At 33.8% G+C, this 20847-nt stretch carries 19 protein-coding genes; 7 read left to right on the top strand and 12 right to left on the bottom strand.

What is annotated here, in order from left to right; all coding sequences use genetic code 11:
• The first annotated feature begins 16 nt into the window (after positions 1-16).
• The 5 genes from ACY2RT_RS08560 to ACY2RT_RS08540 are packed head-to-tail and all read left to right on the top strand — an operon-like array spanning position 17 to position 8814.
• On the top strand, positions 17-763 hold the full coding sequence (locus tag ACY2RT_RS08560; RefSeq protein WP_490155495.1) for a hypothetical protein: 747 nt from the start codon (positions 17-19) through the stop codon (positions 761-763).
• Positions 763-3663 (top strand): hypothetical protein, encoded by a 2901-nt coding sequence (locus ACY2RT_RS08555; protein WP_490155494.1) that lies wholly within the window; start codon positions 763-765, stop codon positions 3661-3663. Before ACY2RT_RS08560 ends, ACY2RT_RS08555 begins: the two co-directional genes overlap by 1 nt.
• Positions 3660-7091, top strand: a complete 3432-nt coding sequence (locus ACY2RT_RS08550) for a contractile injection system tape measure protein (protein ID WP_490155493.1) — start codon at positions 3660-3662, stop codon at positions 7089-7091. The genes ACY2RT_RS08555 and ACY2RT_RS08550 overlap by 4 nt, the downstream gene beginning before the upstream one ends.
• Positions 7055-8422, top strand: a complete 1368-nt coding sequence (locus tag ACY2RT_RS08545) for an ATP-binding protein (protein ID WP_490155492.1) — start codon at positions 7055-7057, stop codon at positions 8420-8422. The genes ACY2RT_RS08550 and ACY2RT_RS08545 overlap by 37 nt, the downstream gene beginning before the upstream one ends.
• 2 nt (positions 8423-8424) lie before the next feature.
• The gene (locus ACY2RT_RS08540; protein ID WP_490155491.1) at positions 8425-8814 is read left to right on the top strand and encodes a DUF4280 domain-containing protein; all 390 of its coding nucleotides are present in this window, start codon (positions 8425-8427) and stop codon (positions 8812-8814) included.
• Positions 8815-8860: 46 nt separating this feature from the next.
• Here ACY2RT_RS08540 and ACY2RT_RS08535 read toward each other — a convergent pair whose 3' ends face one another.
• The 8 genes from ACY2RT_RS08535 to ACY2RT_RS08500 form a co-directional block, all read right to left on the bottom strand.
• Positions 8861-9745, bottom strand: coding sequence for a hypothetical protein (locus tag ACY2RT_RS08535; RefSeq protein ID WP_490155490.1), 885 nt, complete (start codon positions 9743-9745; stop codon positions 8861-8863).
• A gap of 54 nt (positions 9746-9799) precedes the next feature.
• Positions 9800-10957 carry an eCIS core domain-containing protein gene (locus ACY2RT_RS08530; RefSeq protein WP_490155489.1) on the bottom strand — a complete coding sequence of 386 codons (1158 nt, stop codon included), beginning with the start codon at positions 10955-10957 and terminating at the stop codon, positions 9800-9802.
• A gap of 97 nt (positions 10958-11054) precedes the next feature.
• Positions 11055-12203, bottom strand: coding sequence for a ligand-binding sensor domain-containing protein (locus tag ACY2RT_RS08525; protein ID WP_490155488.1), 1149 nt, complete (start codon positions 12201-12203; stop codon positions 11055-11057).
• Between the two features lie 139 nt (positions 12204-12342).
• Positions 12343-12819, bottom strand: coding sequence for a nuclear transport factor 2 family protein (locus tag ACY2RT_RS08520; protein ID WP_490155487.1), 477 nt, complete (start codon positions 12817-12819; stop codon positions 12343-12345).
• A 170-nt stretch (positions 12820-12989) separates the two neighbouring features.
• A complete protein-coding gene (locus ACY2RT_RS08515) occupies positions 12990-13631 on the bottom strand; it encodes a response regulator transcription factor (protein ID WP_490155486.1) in 642 nt (213 codons plus the stop codon).
• Positions 13632-14348 (bottom strand): sensor histidine kinase, encoded by a 717-nt coding sequence (locus ACY2RT_RS08510; protein ID WP_490155485.1) that lies wholly within the window; start codon positions 14346-14348, stop codon positions 13632-13634.
• Between the two features lie 38 nt (positions 14349-14386).
• A complete protein-coding gene (locus tag ACY2RT_RS08505) occupies positions 14387-15034 on the bottom strand; it encodes a hypothetical protein (protein ID WP_490155484.1) in 648 nt (215 codons plus the stop codon).
• A gap of 10 nt (positions 15035-15044) precedes the next feature.
• Positions 15045-15728: a hypothetical protein gene (locus tag ACY2RT_RS08500; protein WP_490155483.1), complete on the bottom strand. Its 684-nt coding sequence runs from the start codon at positions 15726-15728 to the stop codon at positions 15045-15047.
• Between the two features lie 250 nt (positions 15729-15978).
• Between ACY2RT_RS08500 and ACY2RT_RS08495 the strand changes: the two genes are divergently transcribed.
• Positions 15979-16872 (top strand): hypothetical protein, encoded by an 894-nt coding sequence (locus ACY2RT_RS08495; protein ID WP_490155482.1) that lies wholly within the window; start codon positions 15979-15981, stop codon positions 16870-16872.
• 184 nt (positions 16873-17056) lie between these two features.
• Positions 17057-18310 carry a hypothetical protein gene (locus ACY2RT_RS08490; RefSeq protein WP_490155481.1) on the top strand — a complete coding sequence of 418 codons (1254 nt, stop codon included), beginning with the start codon at positions 17057-17059 and terminating at the stop codon, positions 18308-18310.
• Between the two features lie 68 nt (positions 18311-18378).
• Here ACY2RT_RS08490 and ACY2RT_RS08485 read toward each other — a convergent pair whose 3' ends face one another.
• The 4 genes from ACY2RT_RS08485 to ACY2RT_RS08470 all read right to left on the bottom strand — a co-directional run bounded on the left by ACY2RT_RS08485 (position 18379) and on the right by ACY2RT_RS08470 (position 20697).
• Positions 18379-18711, bottom strand: a complete 333-nt coding sequence (locus tag ACY2RT_RS08485) for a single-stranded DNA-binding protein (protein ID WP_490155480.1) — start codon at positions 18709-18711, stop codon at positions 18379-18381.
• 415 nt (positions 18712-19126) lie between these two features.
• Entirely contained in the window at positions 19127-19258 is a 132-nt protein-coding gene (locus ACY2RT_RS08480) for a hypothetical protein (protein ID WP_490155479.1), read from the bottom strand.
• 17 nt (positions 19259-19275) lie between these two features.
• Positions 19276-19917 (bottom strand): NYN domain-containing protein, encoded by a 642-nt coding sequence (locus ACY2RT_RS08475; protein WP_490155478.1) that lies wholly within the window; start codon positions 19915-19917, stop codon positions 19276-19278.
• A 357-nt stretch (positions 19918-20274) separates the two neighbouring features.
• Positions 20275-20697 carry a JAB domain-containing protein gene (locus ACY2RT_RS08470; protein WP_490155477.1) on the bottom strand — a complete coding sequence of 141 codons (423 nt, stop codon included), beginning with the start codon at positions 20695-20697 and terminating at the stop codon, positions 20275-20277.
• Between the last annotated feature and the right edge of the window lie 150 nt (positions 20698-20847).

The raw sequence follows: 20847 nt of genomic DNA, 5'->3' as shown, positions 1-20847 counted from the left end.
ATTAAATAGACAAAGTTTGAAATCCCTCTTTAGTGATGGTAAAAGACCCAATGCAAGCAACTTTGGCAGCCTAATTGATTCTATGCTGAACAAGGCTGACGATGGTATTTCTAAAAATTTTAAAGATGGGCTTACTCTTTCACCTGAAGGGAAAGATATTACCGATAAAGATGCAACCCGTGTTATAAGTTTCAAAGAAAAAATACAGGATTTTCTACCTAAATGGGGTATTGAAATTATAAAAGACGGCGCGCAAGGCCTAGGTTTTGTAGAACCTGTTTCAGAGACAGAGACAGAAACCCGTCTGTTCTTTGAAAAGGGTGGAAACATTGGTGTAGGGACTACAAAGCCTCAAACCAATTTCGATGTAAATGGAATTTTGGGTAGTAACAGTAGGATTGGGACCTATAAACTTTCAACAATACCCGCAGATGGAAAATGGCATGATATCATTACGGGACTTGACGGCTGTTCTGCTTTTGAAATAATGGCTCAGGTTGGGAAAGAAAAAGCGGGAAGGTATGCCTTATTACATGCCCACGCATTGAGCACTTTTGGAAGGTCCAGAAATAGAATTAGAAAAACACAGGCACATTATGGATGGTGGTGGAATAAGCTTTCCTTAAGATGGGTAGGCAATACCTATAATTATGGGCTACAATTAAAAACGCGAACAAATTATGGGTCTGGCCAAAAAGTTAAGTTTTATGTTACCAAACTTTGGGATAATGAAATAATGTCTCTTTTTAATGAAGAAGAATAATGTCTAAAATTGTAAAAAAAGCATACATAGATAAAAAGGACAAGGGTGCCGGGGAGTACGAAGACCTCTATCTGGAAGGTATTGAATTATTACAAAAACTTTCCGGGGCTAATTGGACAGATTACAATGAACATGACCCGGGGGTCACTATACTGGAGAATGTTGCCTATACAATGACCAACCTTTCCTATAAAACAAACCTCCATATAAAAGACATCTTAACAGAATCCAAAGGTGAAAAATTAGTCTCCGGAGATAACGGGTTTTTCATCCCTTCAGATATTTTGACTACGTCTCCAACAACCTTAAGCGATTTCAGAAAAATATTTATTTCCTACATTAAAAATGTCAAAAATGTTTGGATAAAGCCACAAAATGGTTCCCACTTCGATACCAAAAAAAACAAACAAAAAAGCCTCAATGGATTGTATACGATGTTCGTTGAAATGACCGATTATGACCAAGACCCTGCAAAGCTATCTGATGAAAAAGAAAAGATAACCACAGAAATAAAAAACTTATTTCAAGCAAACAGAAACCTTTGTGAAGATCTTTATGACGTTACAATACTAAATCCAATTGAATTTCATATGGAATTACATTTGACCATAGAAAATTCTGCAGATGGAGAGGAGTTATTGGCTAATATTTATTACAGGATAAATGATTATTTAGCACCCCAAATAAAGTTTCATTCCTTTTGGGAATTACAGGCAGAAAAAAAGGATATAAATTCAATATTTAATGGTCCTTATTTAAAAAATGGTTTTATTCAAAATTCAGAATTATTTGAAAAAAGAGATTACATTAAATATCATGAAATCCTCAGGCTCATTGTTAAAGAGAAAGGGGTTATTAGTGTTGAAGACCTAAGGTTTACATATGTGAAAAATGGTATTGAACAACCAGTCATTTTTGTAAATGACAAATTCCCTATCCCAGAAAACACAACTCCGGTATTATTATTGGCTAAAACCAATGAAAACCTGGTAATAAGAGACAGTGAAATAGAATTCAATCCAAATATGCATCTATTACGTAATCAATATTCCTATATCGTTGCCAAAAATCATGGTAGTTTTAAATCGGTTTCTCAATTTCAAAATACCGTAGAGATTCCCAAAGGGGCTAATTTGGAGGTTTCTCAATACTACCCTATTAGAGAACAGTTTCCTGCGATTTACGGAATAGGTAATTACGGACTTCCGGACAAGCTTCCTGTTTCCAGATATGCACAGGCAAATCAACTTAAAGCGTACTTATTACCGTTTGATCAATTATTGAAGAACTTTTTGGCCCAGCTTACCAGCATCTATGCAATTTACGACCCAACAAGTTTAGATATTCAATCCTATTTTTATGAAAACCTCGAAGACATGCCTAATCTTGTGGAACTTATTAAAAGTAACGAAGATGTTCATAACGAGGATGAAATAGAGCAATGGAGAAAAACCTTGGAGGGACTAAACACTCAGTTTGATACCAGAGCTATTGAGCGGTTAAGTGAAGTAGCCGATAATCTGTTAGCAAGGTTTAACGAAGTCTTCCCTGTCAATGCACTAAGAAAGATCCATATGGACAGCTACGGTAAACAACAAAATCCGGATTTTGAAAAAGATTTACTTCAATATAAAAGAAAGTTCATTGCCAGATATGGTGAGCTAAGTTATAACAGGTCTAAAGGCTATGATTATACGCAATACTCAAATGACAATAATGGTCTAAAAGCTAATCTGGAAAGAAGTGAAGTACCAGGGATTGTTCAAAAAGTGGGGATTCTTATGGGGATTCAAAATTTTGAAACGAGATCATTGTCAAAAGTAATTTATGATTCCGGAATACGTGTAATTCCAAAAGAAGATGAAGATCCTCGTTTACAAACCGAATTTGTAGAAATTAGCTATTCACAGGAAGAAATTGAAGAAATCGATATCGAGCAAATTGATATTTCAGATAGAAAAAAAGCCCGATTACGTGATACCTTTAATTATGAGGGATATTCAGGAACTATTTTCAAAGATGTCTTTAAAAAAGGAGTTTTAGAAGAAAGTTACCGCATCGAGCAAAACACGAAAAAAAAGGATTCTTATCATATAAAATATTCTAAAAGTGAAGAAGATAGTACTATTGTACATATTTCTAATTCTGAAGCAGCAGCAAAACTTGCTATCAAAAATTCGATAGATGGCTTAGTTGAGATCAGTAAAAAAAGTGAAGGGATTCACCTAATTGAACATCTTTTATTGGCTCCTCCTTATCATGGGAATCATTTTGGATTTACCTTCCTTATCAGATTAGAAAATAGCAGAACACTTCTCTTTAAACAAAACGAACTAAAATCTTATGCTAAGAGGAATCAATGTTTGCAGCAAATTATAGATGGCCTTTCGGTAGAGGAAGCTTTAACGATAGATTATAAGAAGGTTCAAAATGGATACATCCTCCATATATTAAGTGAGAAGGACAGTAGCTTATTGGCTGTTAGTGAGTTAATTTCTGATAGCGATTCACAGGCCAAAAAAGATCTGGATATACTAAATGCGTTAAGTTTCAGTGGTTTTTTAGGGAAGTATTTTAAGAAATCACGTTATTATTCTTATTATGGAAATAAGAAAGTTAATGAAGAGTTCTTCTCCTTCAATTTAAGTTTTGTGCTTCCCTCATGGCCTGCAAGATTTCAGCATAAAGGCTTCAAAACTAAATTTGATGCAATTGTATATGAACATATTCCTGCACATATAGCTTTTCATTCGTATTGGTTGGATCTTCCTGATATGTACGACTTTGAAAAAGATTATTTTGATTGGTTGAAAGCTTTTACCCATGATGAAAAGAAAATGGAATTTGCTTATAGGCTTATTAAAAAGTTAGAATTATACCATAAACATTATCATAATTGAGCTCTGTAAAGAATCATATTATAAAAGCACAGGAGTATCTAATTGAATTGGATGATCGAAAAGAAGTACATCAGGTTCAATCCAACATTAGTGCTTTACAAGCAACAAGAATCAATACTTTACTGAATACTATCTTAAATAAATACGACACCGAAGATTGTATCTATCAATTTCCGAAAATAGAATTGGATCTGGGCGTGCTAAGCAAATCTAATTATGAGAATGAACTTGTTTACAGATTGGAAGAAGAATTAATACGCTTTTTTAATTCAAACATCTTAGAAAATGGCACTTTACGGAACGGAAAGAAGATCAAACTCAATAACTCTAAGATCGAACATTTTGAGCATTTCCTTTTACGAGGATATACTCCCTGGAACTCCAATACAAAACAATCTCCTTCCTCACTTTTAAAAGAGCTAATAACCAACAACAAAGAAGAGGTTGTTACCCTGCTTAAAAAACATGGGAAAAAGGAAACCATTCGTAAAAGAATGATCTTTCAATTTTCTGAAGAATTGCTTGAAAGGGTTGTTACGGCAGTGGCCGGAAATGAAGGTAAATATATTATTAATTATAAAAAGAATATTGTCAAACAACAAGAAGAGCAGAGAGTTGTTGAAGCCAGTTCTAATAATTTTAAAAATGTTATCTGGGAAGTCATCCTTGCATATCTGTTTGTAGCATCCAATGGTTATTATAATAAAAAGGCTTTTTTAAAATTTCTAATAAAGAAAATTTCCGAGAAGTATAATATCTCTTATCATTCGCTACTAAAATTAATCGCCCAAGGTGTAAGGTCTGAAGACAAGATAGCTAGTAGTTCTTTAGAGTTTAAAAAAATAATTATAGAACTTGAAACCCAAGAAGAGTTGCATTCTGGCCCGGAAGCATCTAACGACACTTTAGAAAAGGAATCTGTCCTGGAATGGATCAAAGAGGTCGATCATTTTCTAAGGTCCGGAAGATTCTCTACTGAATTTTCAACTATTTCTCAGAAGAAGTTTACTACACAACTCAAACAATTATTACAGTCAAAAAACAGCACAGTTATAAATTATGTGAAAAACTGGATCGCTACGCCTTCAAAAAAAGAGCGATTGCTTTCTTTTGCAGATATTACCCTGCTAGATGAAGTTGTAAAAATTTCCCCTTCTTTTTTTGAGAAGGCAATTATTCAGTTCATAAAAGATATTGAAAAAAACAGAAGTACTCTTTCTTCCGGTTCTGCAAAGTTATTGACTAAAATCACTACTTTAAAATCAAAGCTGATTTTAAAAGCTTTCTGGCAACGTTCACATTCTGAAAAAGAAATTATTCGCAGCTTTTTAAATGGTATTTTACAAGAATTCAATAAGGATGAAGCTACTGTTTTTCAATTACTTTATGAAGTAAAAGAAAAATTGCCAAAGAAGTATCACAAAGCTATTACTCAGTTTTTATCCAGATTTTACCAAAAGGTTGGGCGCAAGGTTCTATACCAAATCTCCGAAGAGGTCCTATATTTTATAAAAGGGAATGATCAAAGTTTATGGCCATATTGGGCAGAAAAGCAGTGGAAACGTTGGAGTAAAAAGACCGGGCTTACAAAACTTCAATTGCTTGAACAATTAAAAAAACATTATTTAAAAAACAAGGCCCTGACCTCTCTTAGCACTTTTATTGAAAATGTAAATAGTCCACAAGAAAATATAGAACTAAATGATAAAAAAACTAGTACCTCTATTGTTACTACACCTGCTCAAAATATAGAAGGTGTCGTATTCTCTGTCATCCAAAAAGGTAAGTTGCCCTGGTGGTCTAAGGGATATACTATTGAAAATTTCAAAGACGATTTTAAGAAACTTTGGAAATCAACAAATGATAGAAAAAAAATACTACAGCTTTTAAAATCGGAACGGTTTGATTTTCAGTTCATAGAATTATTGGAAGAAGATAGCTTATTTAAATTATGGAATGAAATACTGCCTTCTTCAGAAAATAAATCTATCGATTTTTTTAAGGAAATGATTCCTTTTTTAGATACAAACTATGCCTCCATTGGGATTATTCCCAAAACTGAAATGAATATTTTAAAGTTGCAGATCACTAAACAACTTCTACAAGGAAATGCGAATGAAATTGATTTGCTTTTGCTTCAATTTTTTCAAAAATGGGTTGCAACTTCAAAAATTTTAACACATAAAAGTTCTTTACAACTTTTAATGCAAAAAATAGATTCAGTAAAAAATATAAAGAGTTATACTTCTCTATTAAAAGAATGGAGCTCTATCCTTGAAAATAATTTTGTTTCAAAAAAAGATCTTAAAGAGACTCAATATATTTCTGAAATTTCCCTTTCTCAATTTATAAAACTTCAGTACGATACAATTACAAAAGAATCTTCTTCAGAAACCACCCCTTTGATGATTCAACTGGAAAATATCTATAAAACTTCTCCAAAGCTTATCAATTCCTGGCTCATAGAAGCAAATTTTAGGAATAAGCTTTTGCTGGAAGCAGAAGAAAAGGAATTGCATAAATTTATTGGTTTAACATTGAATGCTTCTCAACAGGAATTATTTAAAAACTCTTTTACTCTTTTACAGGAATTGACCCATTCGCTTTCGGTAAAAGAAATGAAAGAAGTAAAGAAATTATATTTTAGATTGATTTTATTAAAACTAAGTGCCGGAGGTGTTGCTTCTTGGAATACAGAACATTGGAATTATTTTTTATTAAATTGTTTGTATGACCGTATAGGAAAAAAGAAAAGCCTAAAACTTCTATTTGAAGTAAAAAGTGAAAAACCGGTTAATAAAAGCAATCGTAAGTTCTTAGACAATATATTTGAAAGCGTAACAAGTAAAAAAGTAATGCCCCTAAAAAAGAGCAGTGAAGACAGAGACTATAAAAAGTTAGGTGAAAAAGAACCCAGAAGATTTACTGATCCTATTTTTATAAAGAATGCAGGGCTAATCATCATATCCCCTTTTCTGGGTATGTTGTTCGAAAAATGCGGCCTGCTTAAAGATTCCGAATTTATAGATGAAGAAAGTAAATACAAAGCCGTTCATCTATTGGAATTTGCTGCAACCGGTAAAAATGTAATACAAGAAAATGAGTTGGTTTTAAACAAACTAATGTGCGGAATGGAGGTCATAGACCCCATAGATGTTACAATAGTTCTTACCGAAAAAGAAAAAGAAACAGTACATAGCTTATTAACAGCTATAACAGAGCATTGGAAAGCATTAAACGGATCTTCTATAGATGCTTTGCGGAGTACTTTTTTAGAAAGAGATGGAAAGCTGGAAGAAGATACTAATGAATACTATTTAAGAGTAGAGCAAAAAGCATTTGATATGTTACTGGATCAAATTCCATGGAATATTAGCAAAATTAAACTGAGTTGGATGAAAAAATTACTACAGGTAGAATGGAGATAATTGAAAAACTGGCAAAGACGATCGATCAAGAAGTCGAATGGTTTCAAAAAGTAACAGATACGGCACTTACATTGTATTTTAAAAATGAAAGTGACGTAGATTCTGTTTACTCCATAACACCTCCCGAAATTATTGGAGATGATTCTCCCTATGCCAGTTTAATAACAGAATTACAATTGGGTTTTGAAGAAAGGCTTGTTTTAATTTTGGCATTGATCCCTTATATAAAACCAAACTATCTGGACGTTTTTCTTATAAAAAATCAAAACCTGAATTGTGACTTTTCAGAATTTGGCGGCGTTAAAGACCCCAACCAATTGGGTTTTCTTCCAACCTTAGAAACTGCATGCTTTGTCTTAGGTGGCCATGACCTAAAAACTCGGTTTCGTTTCCTTTCTTTAATCCCCAGCGATCATATATTATATAAAAGGGGAATACTGGCAGATGACCCTGAGCAAGAATTTGGAATTCATCAAAAACTAAAGATCTCTTCAGAATATCTAGGTCTGTTTACAATTGGGAAAAGGGAATTACCGCAGTACAGTACTAAATTTCCTGCTAAGGAAATCACAACAGATATGGAATGGAAACATCTTATTGTTGAAGATAAAGTAGCTGAAGACCTTACCGAAATAAAAGAGTGGTTAATACATAGCGACCGTATCTTAAAAGACTGGAATTTGGAGAAGAATTTAAAAGCAGGATATCGTTCGTTGTTTTACGGATCTCCCGGAACCGGAAAAACGCTTGCAGCTACTTTATTAGGAAAAGAAACCAAACGTCCGGTTTTTAGAGTAGATCTGTCATTGGTCGTTTCAAAATACATAGGAGAAACCGAAAAGAACCTGGGACGTCTTTTTGATGAAGCAGAACACAAAGACTGGATCTTATTTTTTGATGAAGCTGATGCTCTTTTTGGAAAAAGAACACAAACCAAAGGTGCCAATGATCGGTATGCCAATCAGGAAGTAGCCTACCTATTACAACGTATTGAAGATTTTTCAGGCTTAGTGATCCTTGCTACTAACATACAAGCCAATATCGACCAAGCCTTTTCAAGGCGCTTTCAAAGCATGGTACATTTCCCAAAACCGGATATTAAACAACGAAAAATGCTATGGAATACCTTATTTAATGGAAATTTTGAATTAGAACCCAGTATTGACCTTGATGAACTTGCTATAAACTACGAGCTCACCGGAGGTGAAATGATCAATATTCTACGCTATTGTGCACTGGAAGCCGCCAAAAGAAACAAAAGGAAATTAATACTGAAAGATATCACAACTGCTATTCGCAGAGAATATAGTAAACAAAATAAAACCATTTAGTTATGCCACAACAAGTATGTATGGGAGCTATGATGACCTGCTCCTTTGGAGTTGCGCCCTCCTCTTTGATCGTTTTACCACAAAACAAAGTAATGACCAGCAATATGCCGGCAGCCAATATTATGGACAATAAACCTATTGTAAATATCCCTCCCTTTGGGATGTGTTCTTCACTTGCTAATCCAACGGTAGCAGCTGCTACTACGGCAGCTCTGGGTGTACTAACACCCATGCCTTGTGTACCTGTAACAGTTGCACCGTGGGCTCCCGGAAGTCCAACAGTGATGTTAGCTAATATGCCAACTTTAAACAATACCTGTACGCTTAACTGTACATGGGGGGGAGTAATTACTATTTCGCAACCCGGACAGATGCAATGTGAAGTGGCTTAGTGATTAGTACAAAGGAGAACAGCTATTTTTATTATAGAGATAGCCTTTATTTTTTCTTAAAAGCTAGAAGGGCTCGATAAAATGCCAAGGCTATTTCTCCAGCCTTGACCAGGCCTTCTTTTTTTTCAAGTGAGTCCCTTTGATCTTTTTCTTTTACAGCTCCTTCAACCATTTCAACTCCAACTGCAATCCTTTTAGAAATATGATAACGGCAATGAATTGGCATTTTTTCATCCCATTGCTCTATACTGGTTATTCCAGAATGAATGGTCACATGAGCTCCGCCGGCCTTATTATTTTTTCCTTCGGTTTCATACATTAATTGGACGCCCAGCTTGGGGACCAAGTTCAATTTGAAATTCCCACACATAAAGCTCGTTGGAAGATTCATTTGCTGTACTTGGGCTTGAGGGGCAACTTGCATTGCATTAGCAGCCCTTCCTGTCAATTCAGGCAATTCAGCTTCATACCCAGCTTTTATAAATATCTGTATAGTATTCTCCTTTCCAAATTTCTCTTCCATTTGAGAAAAAACATCTCCTAAATGAAGTGCTTCTTTGTTAGAGTTAACTGGCATATTTTTAACAAGTTCTCTAAACAATGTAAAAAATAACTCCTGTTGTTTCAAAACCCAGAGTTTTTGAAGTATCGTTATAGCCCAATTATCTTCATTTGTATCTATAGTAATTCCAAGCTCTTTTAATTTATCAATAATGGATAAGACATATTTTTTCGCATCAATCTCCTGCCTTTGAATAGGTTGTGAGTTTGCAAAATCATTTGCCATTCCCTGAAATTTTAGTTGGGTAACAGCTTCAGGGCGGTTGTCAATATAATATGGTGTAGTTTTAGTATAATGTTGGTTTTTTAAAGGGTTTTTCTTCAATGTTTTTGAAACATTTTTTTGTGTTTTTTCAATTCGTAGTGACATGCTGCATTTCTTACATTTAACCAGATACTATTAGTATTTAAAATTCAACCTCAACTATACATAGGGCGCCATTCTTTCATACTCTGCGACACTTGACGGAATATAACCAAGAGAGGCTTCAAAAGCATCAATATCTTCTTGAGAAATTCCAGCTTCGAGCAATACATCTGTACTGTGAGATTCTTTTTTACTTGCAGCTACTGCTGCTTTTTTCTCTCTCTTTTTCTCTTTATGGCCCTCTACTTCTGCCGCCGAAGGTCTATAACTTGATCGGGAAGAACCTGCAGAACTTGATGCAGCCGGATGCCCGGCGGCCCATCTTATCAAGAAATTTTTACACTCTTGTATACGTGTATCTGTATCTCCTTGCTTTCCACTGCTATCATCGCCTGTACCGTGCGCCCATTTTTGAGCCCCAAAACCGTTCTCGCTCATTATGCGGAGTATCAATGTTTTTAGTTTCATGTCGGCAACATATCCCGCCTTTGTAAAAGCTGCAACAACTTCTTTACCCGCAGTTCCACTATTGTAAGTTCCCATAGTTCTCCAATTTGCAGCAGATTCATTTCTCTGAAGAACTTTGCTCGTAGATGTCATTTTGGGTTGACCTATTTCTTTAAATTCATTCTGGATTTCTGTAGCGATCCGGTTCTCCGAAACTTTGTCTTTTTTTTGAATTAGGCTTACAGCTGGTTTTCCTTCAATCAAATCATTATTCTTTTTTTTTAGCTGTGTCGCTTTACTCCCCATGGTGTCAGCTTCCTTTTCTAAGCTGATATCATCGTTAATATTTTCTCCTTTCACCTGCAGGGTAGGTTTCACTCTCCCTTGTTTTTGCTGTACCACATGCCAGGCTTCATGAGGCAAATGCTTTTCCTGCCCTGAAGCCAGATGTATATTGGTTCCTTGTGCATAAGCATGTGCTTGTAGTTGGGATGGTTTTGGTGAATTGTAATGTACCTTTACATCATCCATAGAATGACCAGAAAGGTTTTCGATCCCGGTTTTCAGTTGATCTGGTAAGCCTGTTTTATTTTCTTTTTTCTGAATAGTTTTAGACGCCGTAAACTCATCTGCATTCTCCTGGTGTTTTTTTAATTGTATATTCTCCGGGCGATTGTCCTTAAATGCATACAACTGATGTGTTATTTCTTGTTGAGAATTTTTAACTGATTTTGGAGTTTTTATCTTTTTACGGTCACGATTATTCATGGTTACCTATTTTATCTTGTTAATTTTAACTAACCATTTCAATTTAACCACAAAGCCTTTAGAATCAAATACGTATAACTACTTAATTTTTTATGAATTATCTCCAAGGACTATCTTTTGTAACACTAGAAAAGGATTTACCGTCATAACGAAATAACCCTCCCCATCCACCAAGCCAGAATCGTCCTTCATTATCTTCAAAAAAGCATAGTATTCCATTAGTGTTAAGGCCATCCTTTGAGTGGAGATTGGTAAATGCTTTCCCGTCGTAACGATAGACACCATGGTTCTCAGCAGCAAACCAAATATTTCTGTTTTTATCTTCATAAAAGCCTCCAACTTCGACACCGTTAATAATCCTGTCTTGGGTAAAATTGGTAAAAGACTTGCCATTATATAAACTTACCCCTCCAAACATGGTTCCAATCCAAATATTCCCATTCCTATCTTCCATAAGATCATAAATATTATTATCCGGGAGCCCATCTTCCTTTGTAATATGAGTAAAGGATTCTCCATCATATATACAAATACCAAAGCCTTCGGTTCCAAACCACAGCATTCCATTTTTGTCTTCCAGAATACTTGTAATCCTATTTTCTGAATATAATATTGTAGTATCTTTTACCTTTGCTTTTGGAATAGGAAATGGGGTAAACTCTTCTCCATTAAAACGAACTACACCTTGTGCAGTACCTATCCAGAATATGCCTTTACGGTCTATTGTTAAACTCCAGATATCATTGTTAATTTTACCTTCCTGCACATTAAAATTGATAAAAGATTCTCCATCATATTTGGTAAGTCCTCCATGGTTACCAAACCATACATTACCTTCTTTATCTTCCACAATTCCTGTTATCCTGCCGCCACCAAGCCCGTCTTTTTCAGAGAAATACTCCAACGAATCTCCATTGTAGCGCATAAGGCCGTATACATTAGTGCCAAACCAGAGATTTCCTTTTTTATCTTGGAATATCTCGCGTAAGTGCTGACATAGTTGTCCATCAATAAAAAATAAAGGATCTGTCTTTGGCGCCTGTAAATATGGGTTAAATGGTAGATTTTCTTTTGGTAACATATCCTCAAGAATGGTATCTGGTTTTACAGTGTTTTCTTGAGTTATACTAGATTTATCCTGGCCCTTACAAGAGGCGATAAAAATGAAGAGTAGGGTATAAATGATCTTAATATATGTGTATTTATTCTTCATTTCAATTATATGTATACTAACTGTTTTGATCATTTTTTAGACATCTATTACTTATTTCCCTAAGTAAATTTTGTATTGTCTTTCTTTTCTGTTTAAATTGAAAACCAATTTAACAAAAAAGGAGAGAAGTATTATTAAATACCTAAACAATGAATTATATACATTGTTGTCACTAATTTATTTTTCCATCATGGAATCCAGCTCTTTTCCATTTCCCATTAACATTTACCCAAAGATTAGTGATTCTATATTCATTTTTTTTAATCTCTCCTTTTTCCTTATTTGAAACAACTACTTTTCCAGTTACTATAGCCATGTTTTTATGGAATTGAATTTCTATTTCCTCCATTTTATATTCAACAACTTCAAGACTTCCTGATTTGATTTTCTTTTCTCTTTTATTCAAATAATTAAGCCAATCCTTCTTCCTTATCGATTTTGAATTTCCATTTGTGTGAACATAGTTATCAGTAATTAGTGATTTTATGATGTCAACATCTCCTGTTTGAAAAGCTTTATTGAATTTATCAATTGTTTGTAATAATTCTTCATTGTCGACTTTCGCTTCTTCATTTGTAGTATCTCCGTTTGAACAATTAAATAGATTAAAAGCAATAATAAATGTCAAAAGTATTTTAAATAACCTCATATGTTTTAATTTAGTTTTGTCTTAATTCAGGTAACGGTTTGAATAAGAATAGTAATAAGGCGAATTTACCTTTTATAAGATTAGACCTTATTGAAAAGCCCAATAACCTGAAATTAGTATTATTTTGATTCTGTTTTCAAAAAATATCAAGTCACTAAAGTTGATAAATTTTACTCTGCATAGCCATTCTTTAAAGCATATACCGCCAAACCGACCCTGGATTTAAGTTCTAGTTTTTCGAATAGGCTGTCCCGATAATTTTCTACGGTTCTTGGACTACAAAACATTTTTTTTGAAATTTCTTTATAGTTCATTTCAGTCACAACATATTTTAGAAATTCGATTTCGCGTTCAGATAAATTTAGCTTCGAACTTGCATCAATAGTATCTTCACGGATGCTTGTAAATACCTTGCTTGCTGCCCATTCCGGGAAAAAATGTCCATTTTCTACGAGACCGTTAAGAGCTTTTTCTAAATCTGCAGGATGCACATTTTTAAGCATATATCCTTTGGATCCATTCTTAATCATTTTAATCAAACTCTGTTCATCCTCTTGCATACTTAGGGCCATTATCAATATATTAGGATAGGCCTCTTTAATCCATTTAGCTGTTTCAAACCCATTCATAATTGGCATACTGATATCTAACAATACAATATCGGGAACTGGTTTTGTCTTGAGCTTTTCCTGAAAATCCAAACCATTTTCACAAGTATATAATACCTCAAATTGATTGAAATTTGAAATAATACTACTAAGTGCATTCGCAATTAAGGTATGATCGTCTATGATGACAATGGTATGTTTCATTTACATTGGAATTTCTATGGTTAATTTAGTTCCTTGATTACGTTGACTTTCCATTTTACAGTTTCCTCCCATTAATTCGGTTCTTTTTTGAATATTCTTTAGCCCAATTCCATTCGCTCTCGATTTTTTAATATCAAAACCTCTTCCATCATCTTTCAGCGTTAATATCATTTCATTTTGATATTTGCTTAATGAAACCTTAATATTCTTACAATTGGAATGTTTTATACTGTTTTGTAAAAACTCCTGAGTAATTCTGAATAAGATACTTTTAATTGAATAAGATTTAATATCAATTTTATCATCATTTGTATAACTAACCTTACATTTTTTTAGATCATTAATCTTATTACATTCATTTTCAATTAATGTTGAAATTGAAGTATTCTCTATAGAGTTATCTGTCAATGATTTCGACAATTCCCGCAATTCTGTTAGTGACTGATTAATAATTTTGCCAATGTTTTCTATATTTTTATTAATCTGTGGCGCTTTATTTTCGAATGCCAATTGTTGAGTATATAGGCTTGCAAGCGTAAGTTTTTGACCAATATTATCGTGGATTTCCCTGCCAATATGCTTCATTGTTTGGGTTTGAATCTCAATTTCTGTCTCCAAAAGTTCCTTTTTATGAACCTCATCAATATTCTGTATTTCTGCTAAATGTGCTTTCTTCTTAATTCGGTACTGTCTAACAAAAATTACTATTGCACTCATAAAGGCAATGAAAATTATATTAAACAGTATTAACGATACTATGAATGTTGTTTCCCCCATATAAACGAAGCTGCAAATAATAAATACATAATACAATTAGCTATCAAAAAATAGATATAATACATATTCCAGATTCCCGGGTAGTCTTTATAAAATAAATCACCAAAAACATGAAATGGGTAGGTTCCTATATAAAATAGCACCACTGCAATATTTATATAGAACATCTTATTTTCTTTAAATTTAAGAATATTATCATTCTTAATTTGTTTGATAAATTCTAGAACAACTAATACTGTAAGTATAAGTGTGCCGATAGTTGTACTCAAGGAGTAAGCTGAATTTAGTTCAGCAAAATAGGCCACCGCATATATCGTAATTAAATAAGCAGCAGAACTTAGTAAGAACAATTTTTTATTTCTGAGTGACTTAAAAGCATAAAGCCAATAAAGAAAAATATACTGTAGTGGTACACCAAAAAAAGCATAATATTGGAGAACCGAGATGTAATACTCTTTGTTATTACCAATCCAGAAATATTCCTGAATAAATACTAAAACCAAATAGATGGAGAACCACTTCCAGTAACTGTTCCTTAATTTATATAGATAAAGAACACCAACTAGGGCAGAAAAAAATTCTGCCCCTAATAAGACGTCATTTAATATGGCCTGAAATTCTTGCATATCTGTATCCTTAAAAGCCCATTCCAATATCTGTCCTCGGCGGATACAAACCTCCGTGATTTTGAGCTCCAGTAGGCAGCGAGGTATCATTTTCTAGTCTACCCGATAATGCCGAAACGGTCTTTGGGTTAGAAGTTTCACTATTTTCATACTCAAGGATTACTCCAAGTCCATTGGCATAGGTTTCATTATCAAGAGGATTAAAATCAACATCTATGGTATCCTTGCGCAATGTAGGTATCATCATAACTGTATGGCGTCCTTCATAACCATCATCTTTTAGGTCATCTAGCTCTGGATAATATGGCCAACTACTTTTGTCAGGATAACTGGCATAATAAATACGCACCCCTAATTCTTCCGAATTTATAGTACTATCTCTACGCTTAGTATTCCACTCTAAATGATAAAGAAAAGTTTTTAAAGTCTCCAAATCGAACCAAATGGCTTCGGCATCTCTCATTCCAAATTTTTCTTGTATAGCCGTCCCTTGATATTTTCTATATCCTCTAGCCATCTTGTGTACCAAAGCTACTTTAAGTTCACTCATGGGGACGCTTGAATAATCGTTACAAATAAGATCTTTAGTAATCTTATCTATTTCTTTTTCAACCTCCGGCGGGTAATTATAAACATAAATTCCAAAGGTCAATAAAATGGCTGCTATTGTCAATGTTAAAAGTCGAGTTCTCATAATAGTTAGTTTTAATTGATTAAAGTTACTTTTTACTATTGCCAAAGTAACCATAACTCCCTGATTTTCTTATAAGTATAAACACCTAAATACCTAAGGTTAAACAACCTAAATAAAATCCGTTGATTGTTCTTTAGCTTTTAGGTTGATAGCTCATCGATTGTAAATAAGCATGTTACGAGATTTGTAAAATAAAAACAGGGAAGCTGAAAACTGTAAAATAGAGTAGGTGGAAATTAATATTTATATCATGAAAACTAATAATCTAATTCTAAGAATCTTAGCATTATTCATTTTGACAACGATAATTTCCTGTGATTCAAAAGATGATTCAACGTACATTTCATTTGAAAATGTTTCTACAACCTATTCGCCTTATGTCTATGTAATGGATTCGCATTTTAGCAGGGAATCTTGTGCTACAGGTCCCGGGGTCTGCTTTATAAACGAGGATGGGGACATTTGGGATTATGTATGGAGCCAAAAAGAGCAAACTCAAACTGTCTCTGAAATTCAAAATAACTTTGACCGATTTAACTATGAAAGTACAGCAGAAAATGGTGTTATTGCCTTTCACATAGAGGGGGAATTTCTTAGAATGGTATTTTCAAAGGACCTTGAAGAACCTACACTTATTGTTCCTGATAATACTGAACTGAATCGAAAAACAACTGTCGCACTAGGGAAGTCAAAAATTATGTTGGAACAAGGGTCATATGTATTGGATTATTCGAATTTCAAATACGGAGAAGCTCTTGTGCCAATTTCAACATATGACATTATTCTGGACTATCATGAGGACTACGGCTATATTGGTAAAAACGAATATCAAATGAATAAAGGGTTCAATTTAGACGATTTCATACAAGACCTTGGCTTGGAACAAACTGATTTGGAAGACTATAATTTGATAGAAGGTAAATTTAGCGGAATAGCCATGGCTGAACATCTGATTGAAGGTAAAACTATTTATGTATGGCATAAGTATACGGAAGAATCAGTAACTGTTTTTGAAGGCCTAATGACTAACGGTAAAGCTAGAACTATGTCTAGGTTGCATGTATGTGGTAACCAATTTGGGAGTTATAATAGTTTTGATTTTTTCTGGGCTTTTATTGATTATGGTTGTTGGTGGTGTGATTAGTATTATAATTTATCCGACTGTTAGCCCCTCTTTTAGAGACATATTTATTCCCTTCCAGCTTTAAATAAATAAACGATTTAAACCATAGTTGAGAGTTGATGAACGTCATAAACTTTGTGATGACCAAGAAGGAGAAAGCCGAAAATCCTTTAAAAAGAGTAGGAAAAAACTTAAATTATATATTATGGCAACAAAAAAACAAAGAAAAAAAGCAGAAAACAAAAAGGCGACTGCCTTACCTCTACCTGTTAAACTATTAGCAGATAAAGAAAAGTTAGATTGTAAAGAATGGACTGCTAAAACCAATTCAATTCTTGAAGAATTAGTAACGTCAAAAGTGAATGGTCTTTTACACTGTAATGATGAAGATGATGGCTGTGGGTGTAGTGGCTCCACATCAAAAGGGACAAGGATAGACTTAATTGTTTTAATTGATACTAGTAGCTCCGTTTCATCTTCGGCTACTGCTGTGTCAGATGCTGTTTCCTTAGCAATTAAAGATGCAAAATCTTCTTGTGAACCAGACTTGAAGATTACTTTTTTAGGATTGGACGGAATTTGGGCAGGAACTGTTTTTACTCAAAGTCATCGAGATTACATCTATGGAATTCACGGAACCATACCTTTATCAAGTACAGCACCAACAAGCGCATGGGATTGGAAACCAATGGAGCAAGGGGCAAACGGAATTAAGGATTTGTCTAAATATGCAGAATGGCGAGAAGATGCTTGTAGAGCAATTTTTTATATTAGTGATGAAGAATTAGATAGCTCCGTTCCTAGAAATGATTTTGCAAATGAAACAGCTAAAACCAATGCAGCTATTACTGAGGCAAATTCCAACAATGTTACAGTTTTTGCACATCATCTTACTTACCAACACCTAAATACTTCTATTTTGGAGAATTATAGAGATTTGTGTCATAAAACGGGAGGTGAAGTTTATTTTAGTAATGCACCTAGCCAAAAAGAATACGTAACACTGTTAACAGAGGTTATTTGTAATTCTTGTGGGACTAATAAATGTAAAGAAATTGATCTTTCTGGAATAGAGCCTTGTATTTCAATAAGATGGGGTGACAGTGAGTGTGATTGTTTAGAATCATCAGATTATGAAATAATGACACTAACAGTATGCAATTGTTTTTCAAATATCAAATTCTCTAATTTTAAAATTTCTATGATTGAAGTCATAGATAAAAATGGTAAGCCAGTAAAAATGCTCCCTAACGGGACTCCATCTGTCAAAGTACATCCAATAGGAGTATTTTGTTTTGGAGATATTGAACCTTGTTCTTGTGTGACAAGAGAATTTGTTTTAATCAGCGAGGGTGCAAAGAATGGTGAATATCAAATAAATCTAAAAGGTATTTGTTATGATATTACCAAATCTATACATACAGAGCAGTGCTTTAAATTCAACATCTGCAAAGACTAAAAGTGGTATTTAAATACTGTTAAATAAAATTGAGGCTACCCTTTGTGGTAGCCTCAATTCAAATATTATTATTTCCCCAACATCAACAATTCGTTCACCACTACCTCGGTAATGTATCGCTTTTGTCCTTCCTTATCTTCATAACTCCGCGAAGTTAACTTACCTTCAATGGCAATCTCTTTTCCTTTAGTTACATATTGCTCCACAATCTCTGCGGTCTTGTTCCAGGCAATTACATTATGCCATTGCGTATCGGTTACTTTCTCACCCTCAGCATTTTTGTAGGTATCATTGGTAGCAATGCTAAATTTTGCCAATTTCTTTCCGGACTCTAGTGTGATAATTTCCGGATCATTTCCTAAGTTTCCAATCAACTGTACTTTGTTTCTAAGTGTGTTCATACTAATTAAATTTTAATACCTGCCCGGCGGCAGGCGGGTTAAACAGTTAAGATCATTGAACCTCGATGATTCAACAGTGCAAATATGAAGTGGTCCGAAAGAACGAACCGGTTGTTACCTACTTACTATCGTTTATAATCACTTGCAAATGTTTGTAGTCGTTTGGAAATATATAAACACCCTATAAGCTGGAACTTATATACGTGTTACCACAAGAGTAATTAGAATTTCTATATTAAATCGGAGTGATTTTTTTGAAGATTGAAAAGCTTGAATTTCATAGACGGTATCACGCCTAAACCCTCCGGGGATAAATGTCAAAATTCAATATTTCTATTACAATGAACATTTTACACTTGGTAGTGATTGTCACATATTTCCCCTACCGTACGCCCATAAACGCAGTGTAATGCCTTTAATTGTTTCTTACCCCGTTGCCATTTTTATCTTTGGACTTGGGTACGGAAACCTTTAGAACATCGTCAAGAGAGCCTTCTATCTTTAAAGGCTTTTCTTTGGGCTGTTCTTTTTTATACTTTTTATCCATATAATAAAGATATTACTTTATTTCCATAAAGCTGGTATGATTGCAGTATCAGACCCGTCTTTCTTTACAACAGTATCTGGCATAAAAGCATTTTCAAATTTTTTGTAGTTATCCCTTAACAATATAACTCTTTTATTAGGGTTTGCATGTGCAAGATCATTGCTAAAACTTGAAGGAGGAAAGTATATTTTAATTTTTTTATCTGTAAAATTACTTTTAATAAACTCTATGGGAGGAATTAAATCGCTATCGGCGGTAACTAAAACAATTTTGTCAACAATATCTAAAGCACAATCTCCCAAGAGGTGTGTTGCTATGTTTACATCGGTTCTTTTTTCTTCTGGCTTTGTGAAATGAGTTTTACAATTTTGACAATGTATATCCTTTTCAATATATTTCCCTCTTATAATCTGGAAGATATCGCCATTAATAAGATCATTAGCTTTAAATAGTGCGCTTTGCCTAGAGTTTTTGCCGGGACTCAATGGAGAAGCAGTAAAATACTTTACTCTAACTAAATCATCTTCTGGACCCAAAAATTGGGAAAATAGCTTGATAAAATCAATCCAATAACATTTTCGCCATTTGGCGTCCATTCTTGTTTGATTTTTTAATCCGTAATAAAAATTAAAACCATCTACGTAAAATATTGTTCTCATATTTTTATATAAAAAAAAAGCTGTCTCTAGGAGACAGCCGAACTCTACCTAACGATAGAGCGATGCTTTATGTGAGCAAAAGTACAATAATTGAGCCATTTTCCAAAATTTTCATATAAAATTTTTTATAATTATCAAAATTTTAACAAGCTAATCTATTAACATTCAGAGGTTAAAGTTTTATAAGTCAACACTCTCTCACTCTGCCCTAGGAACAATTCAAAACGCTCTTGGCTTGTTAAATTTCTAGTATTATAACGGTTTGCATACTCGTCTAAATAACGCTCGAAATGCTTATCACTTACTTGGTGATACAAACCGAACAGTTTTTAATAATACCGAAATCTAAATCCCATTTTAAAGCTTACCATCATCTTTCATGCTGTAATAGGCTGTTTTGTCACTAATGATTATGTGATCCAAAAGTTCAATATTAAGTACATCTGCACCTTTTTTTATCGCTTCAGTGATTTTAATATCAGCTTTACTAGGGGTTACATCTCCGGAAGGGTGGTTATGACATAGAATTACTTTTTTACATTTTTTGGACACCGCAAAGTTAAATACCTCCACAGGGTCTAAAATAGCTTGATTGAGTACTCCTAAGACTAACAGTTCTATATATTCTATATCATTTTTTGTGTTTAACCCTAGTACCCAAAAATATTCCTTCTTCCTATGTAATCTGTTTTGCCTAAGGAGTATTTTCCTCATGATCTTTGCCACATCCAATGAATTGGCAATACGTATATTTTCATCTCCGGGTAGGGTAACATCCATATTTGATAGTATTTACTTCAACAAATATAACATTAAAATAAATGTTGAAAGTTGTATAAGCTACTTCTGTAAAACTGAAATAAAACACATAAAAAGCCTAATACTATTCTAACTATATTTGTGTGAAAAGTATTAAAACACAAATGATAT

The organism is Ulvibacter sp. 2210JD10-4 (assembly GCF_058148525.1).
This window is presented reverse-complemented; position numbering and strand designations above follow the sequence as displayed.

Excerpts from the sequence above, each read along its gene's own strand:
- ACY2RT_RS08515 (WP_490155486.1), bottom strand. The coding sequence starts at position 13,631 with ATGAAACATACCATTGTCATCATAGACGATCATACCTTAATTGCGAAT.
- ACY2RT_RS08555 (WP_490155494.1), top strand. The coding sequence starts at position 763 with ATGTCTAAAATTGTAAAAAAAGCATACATAGATAAAAAGGACAAGGGT.
- ACY2RT_RS08480 (WP_490155479.1), bottom strand. The coding sequence starts at position 19,258 with ATGGATAAAAAGTATAAAAAAGAACAGCCCAAAGAAAAGCCTTTAAAG.
- ACY2RT_RS08510 (WP_490155485.1), bottom strand. The coding sequence starts at position 14,348 with ATGAGTGCAATAGTAATTTTTGTTAGACAGTACCGAATTAAGAAGAAA.
- ACY2RT_RS08540 (WP_490155491.1), top strand. The coding sequence starts at position 8,425 with ATGCCACAACAAGTATGTATGGGAGCTATGATGACCTGCTCCTTTGGA.
- ACY2RT_RS08490 (WP_490155481.1), top strand. The coding sequence starts at position 17,057 with ATGGCAACAAAAAAACAAAGAAAAAAAGCAGAAAACAAAAAGGCGACT.
- ACY2RT_RS08475 (WP_490155478.1), bottom strand. The coding sequence starts at position 19,917 with ATGAGAACAATATTTTACGTAGATGGTTTTAATTTTTATTACGGATTA.
- ACY2RT_RS08495 (WP_490155482.1), top strand. The coding sequence starts at position 15,979 with ATGAAAACTAATAATCTAATTCTAAGAATCTTAGCATTATTCATTTTG.
- ACY2RT_RS08470 (WP_490155477.1), bottom strand. The coding sequence starts at position 20,697 with ATGGATGTTACCCTACCCGGAGATGAAAATATACGTATTGCCAATTCA.
- ACY2RT_RS08535 (WP_490155490.1), bottom strand. The coding sequence starts at position 9,745 with ATGTCACTACGAATTGAAAAAACACAAAAAAATGTTTCAAAAACATTG.
- ACY2RT_RS08505 (WP_490155484.1), bottom strand. The coding sequence starts at position 15,034 with ATGCAAGAATTTCAGGCCATATTAAATGACGTCTTATTAGGGGCAGAA.
- ACY2RT_RS08485 (WP_490155480.1), bottom strand. The coding sequence starts at position 18,711 with ATGAACACACTTAGAAACAAAGTACAGTTGATTGGAAACTTAGGAAAT.
- ACY2RT_RS08530 (WP_490155489.1), bottom strand. The coding sequence starts at position 10,957 with ATGAATAATCGTGACCGTAAAAAGATAAAAACTCCAAAATCAGTTAAA.
- ACY2RT_RS08500 (WP_490155483.1), bottom strand. The coding sequence starts at position 15,728 with ATGAGAACTCGACTTTTAACATTGACAATAGCAGCCATTTTATTGACC.
- ACY2RT_RS08520 (WP_490155487.1), bottom strand. The coding sequence starts at position 12,819 with ATGAGGTTATTTAAAATACTTTTGACATTTATTATTGCTTTTAATCTA.
- ACY2RT_RS08525 (WP_490155488.1), bottom strand. The coding sequence starts at position 12,203 with ATGATCAAAACAGTTAGTATACATATAATTGAAATGAAGAATAAATAC.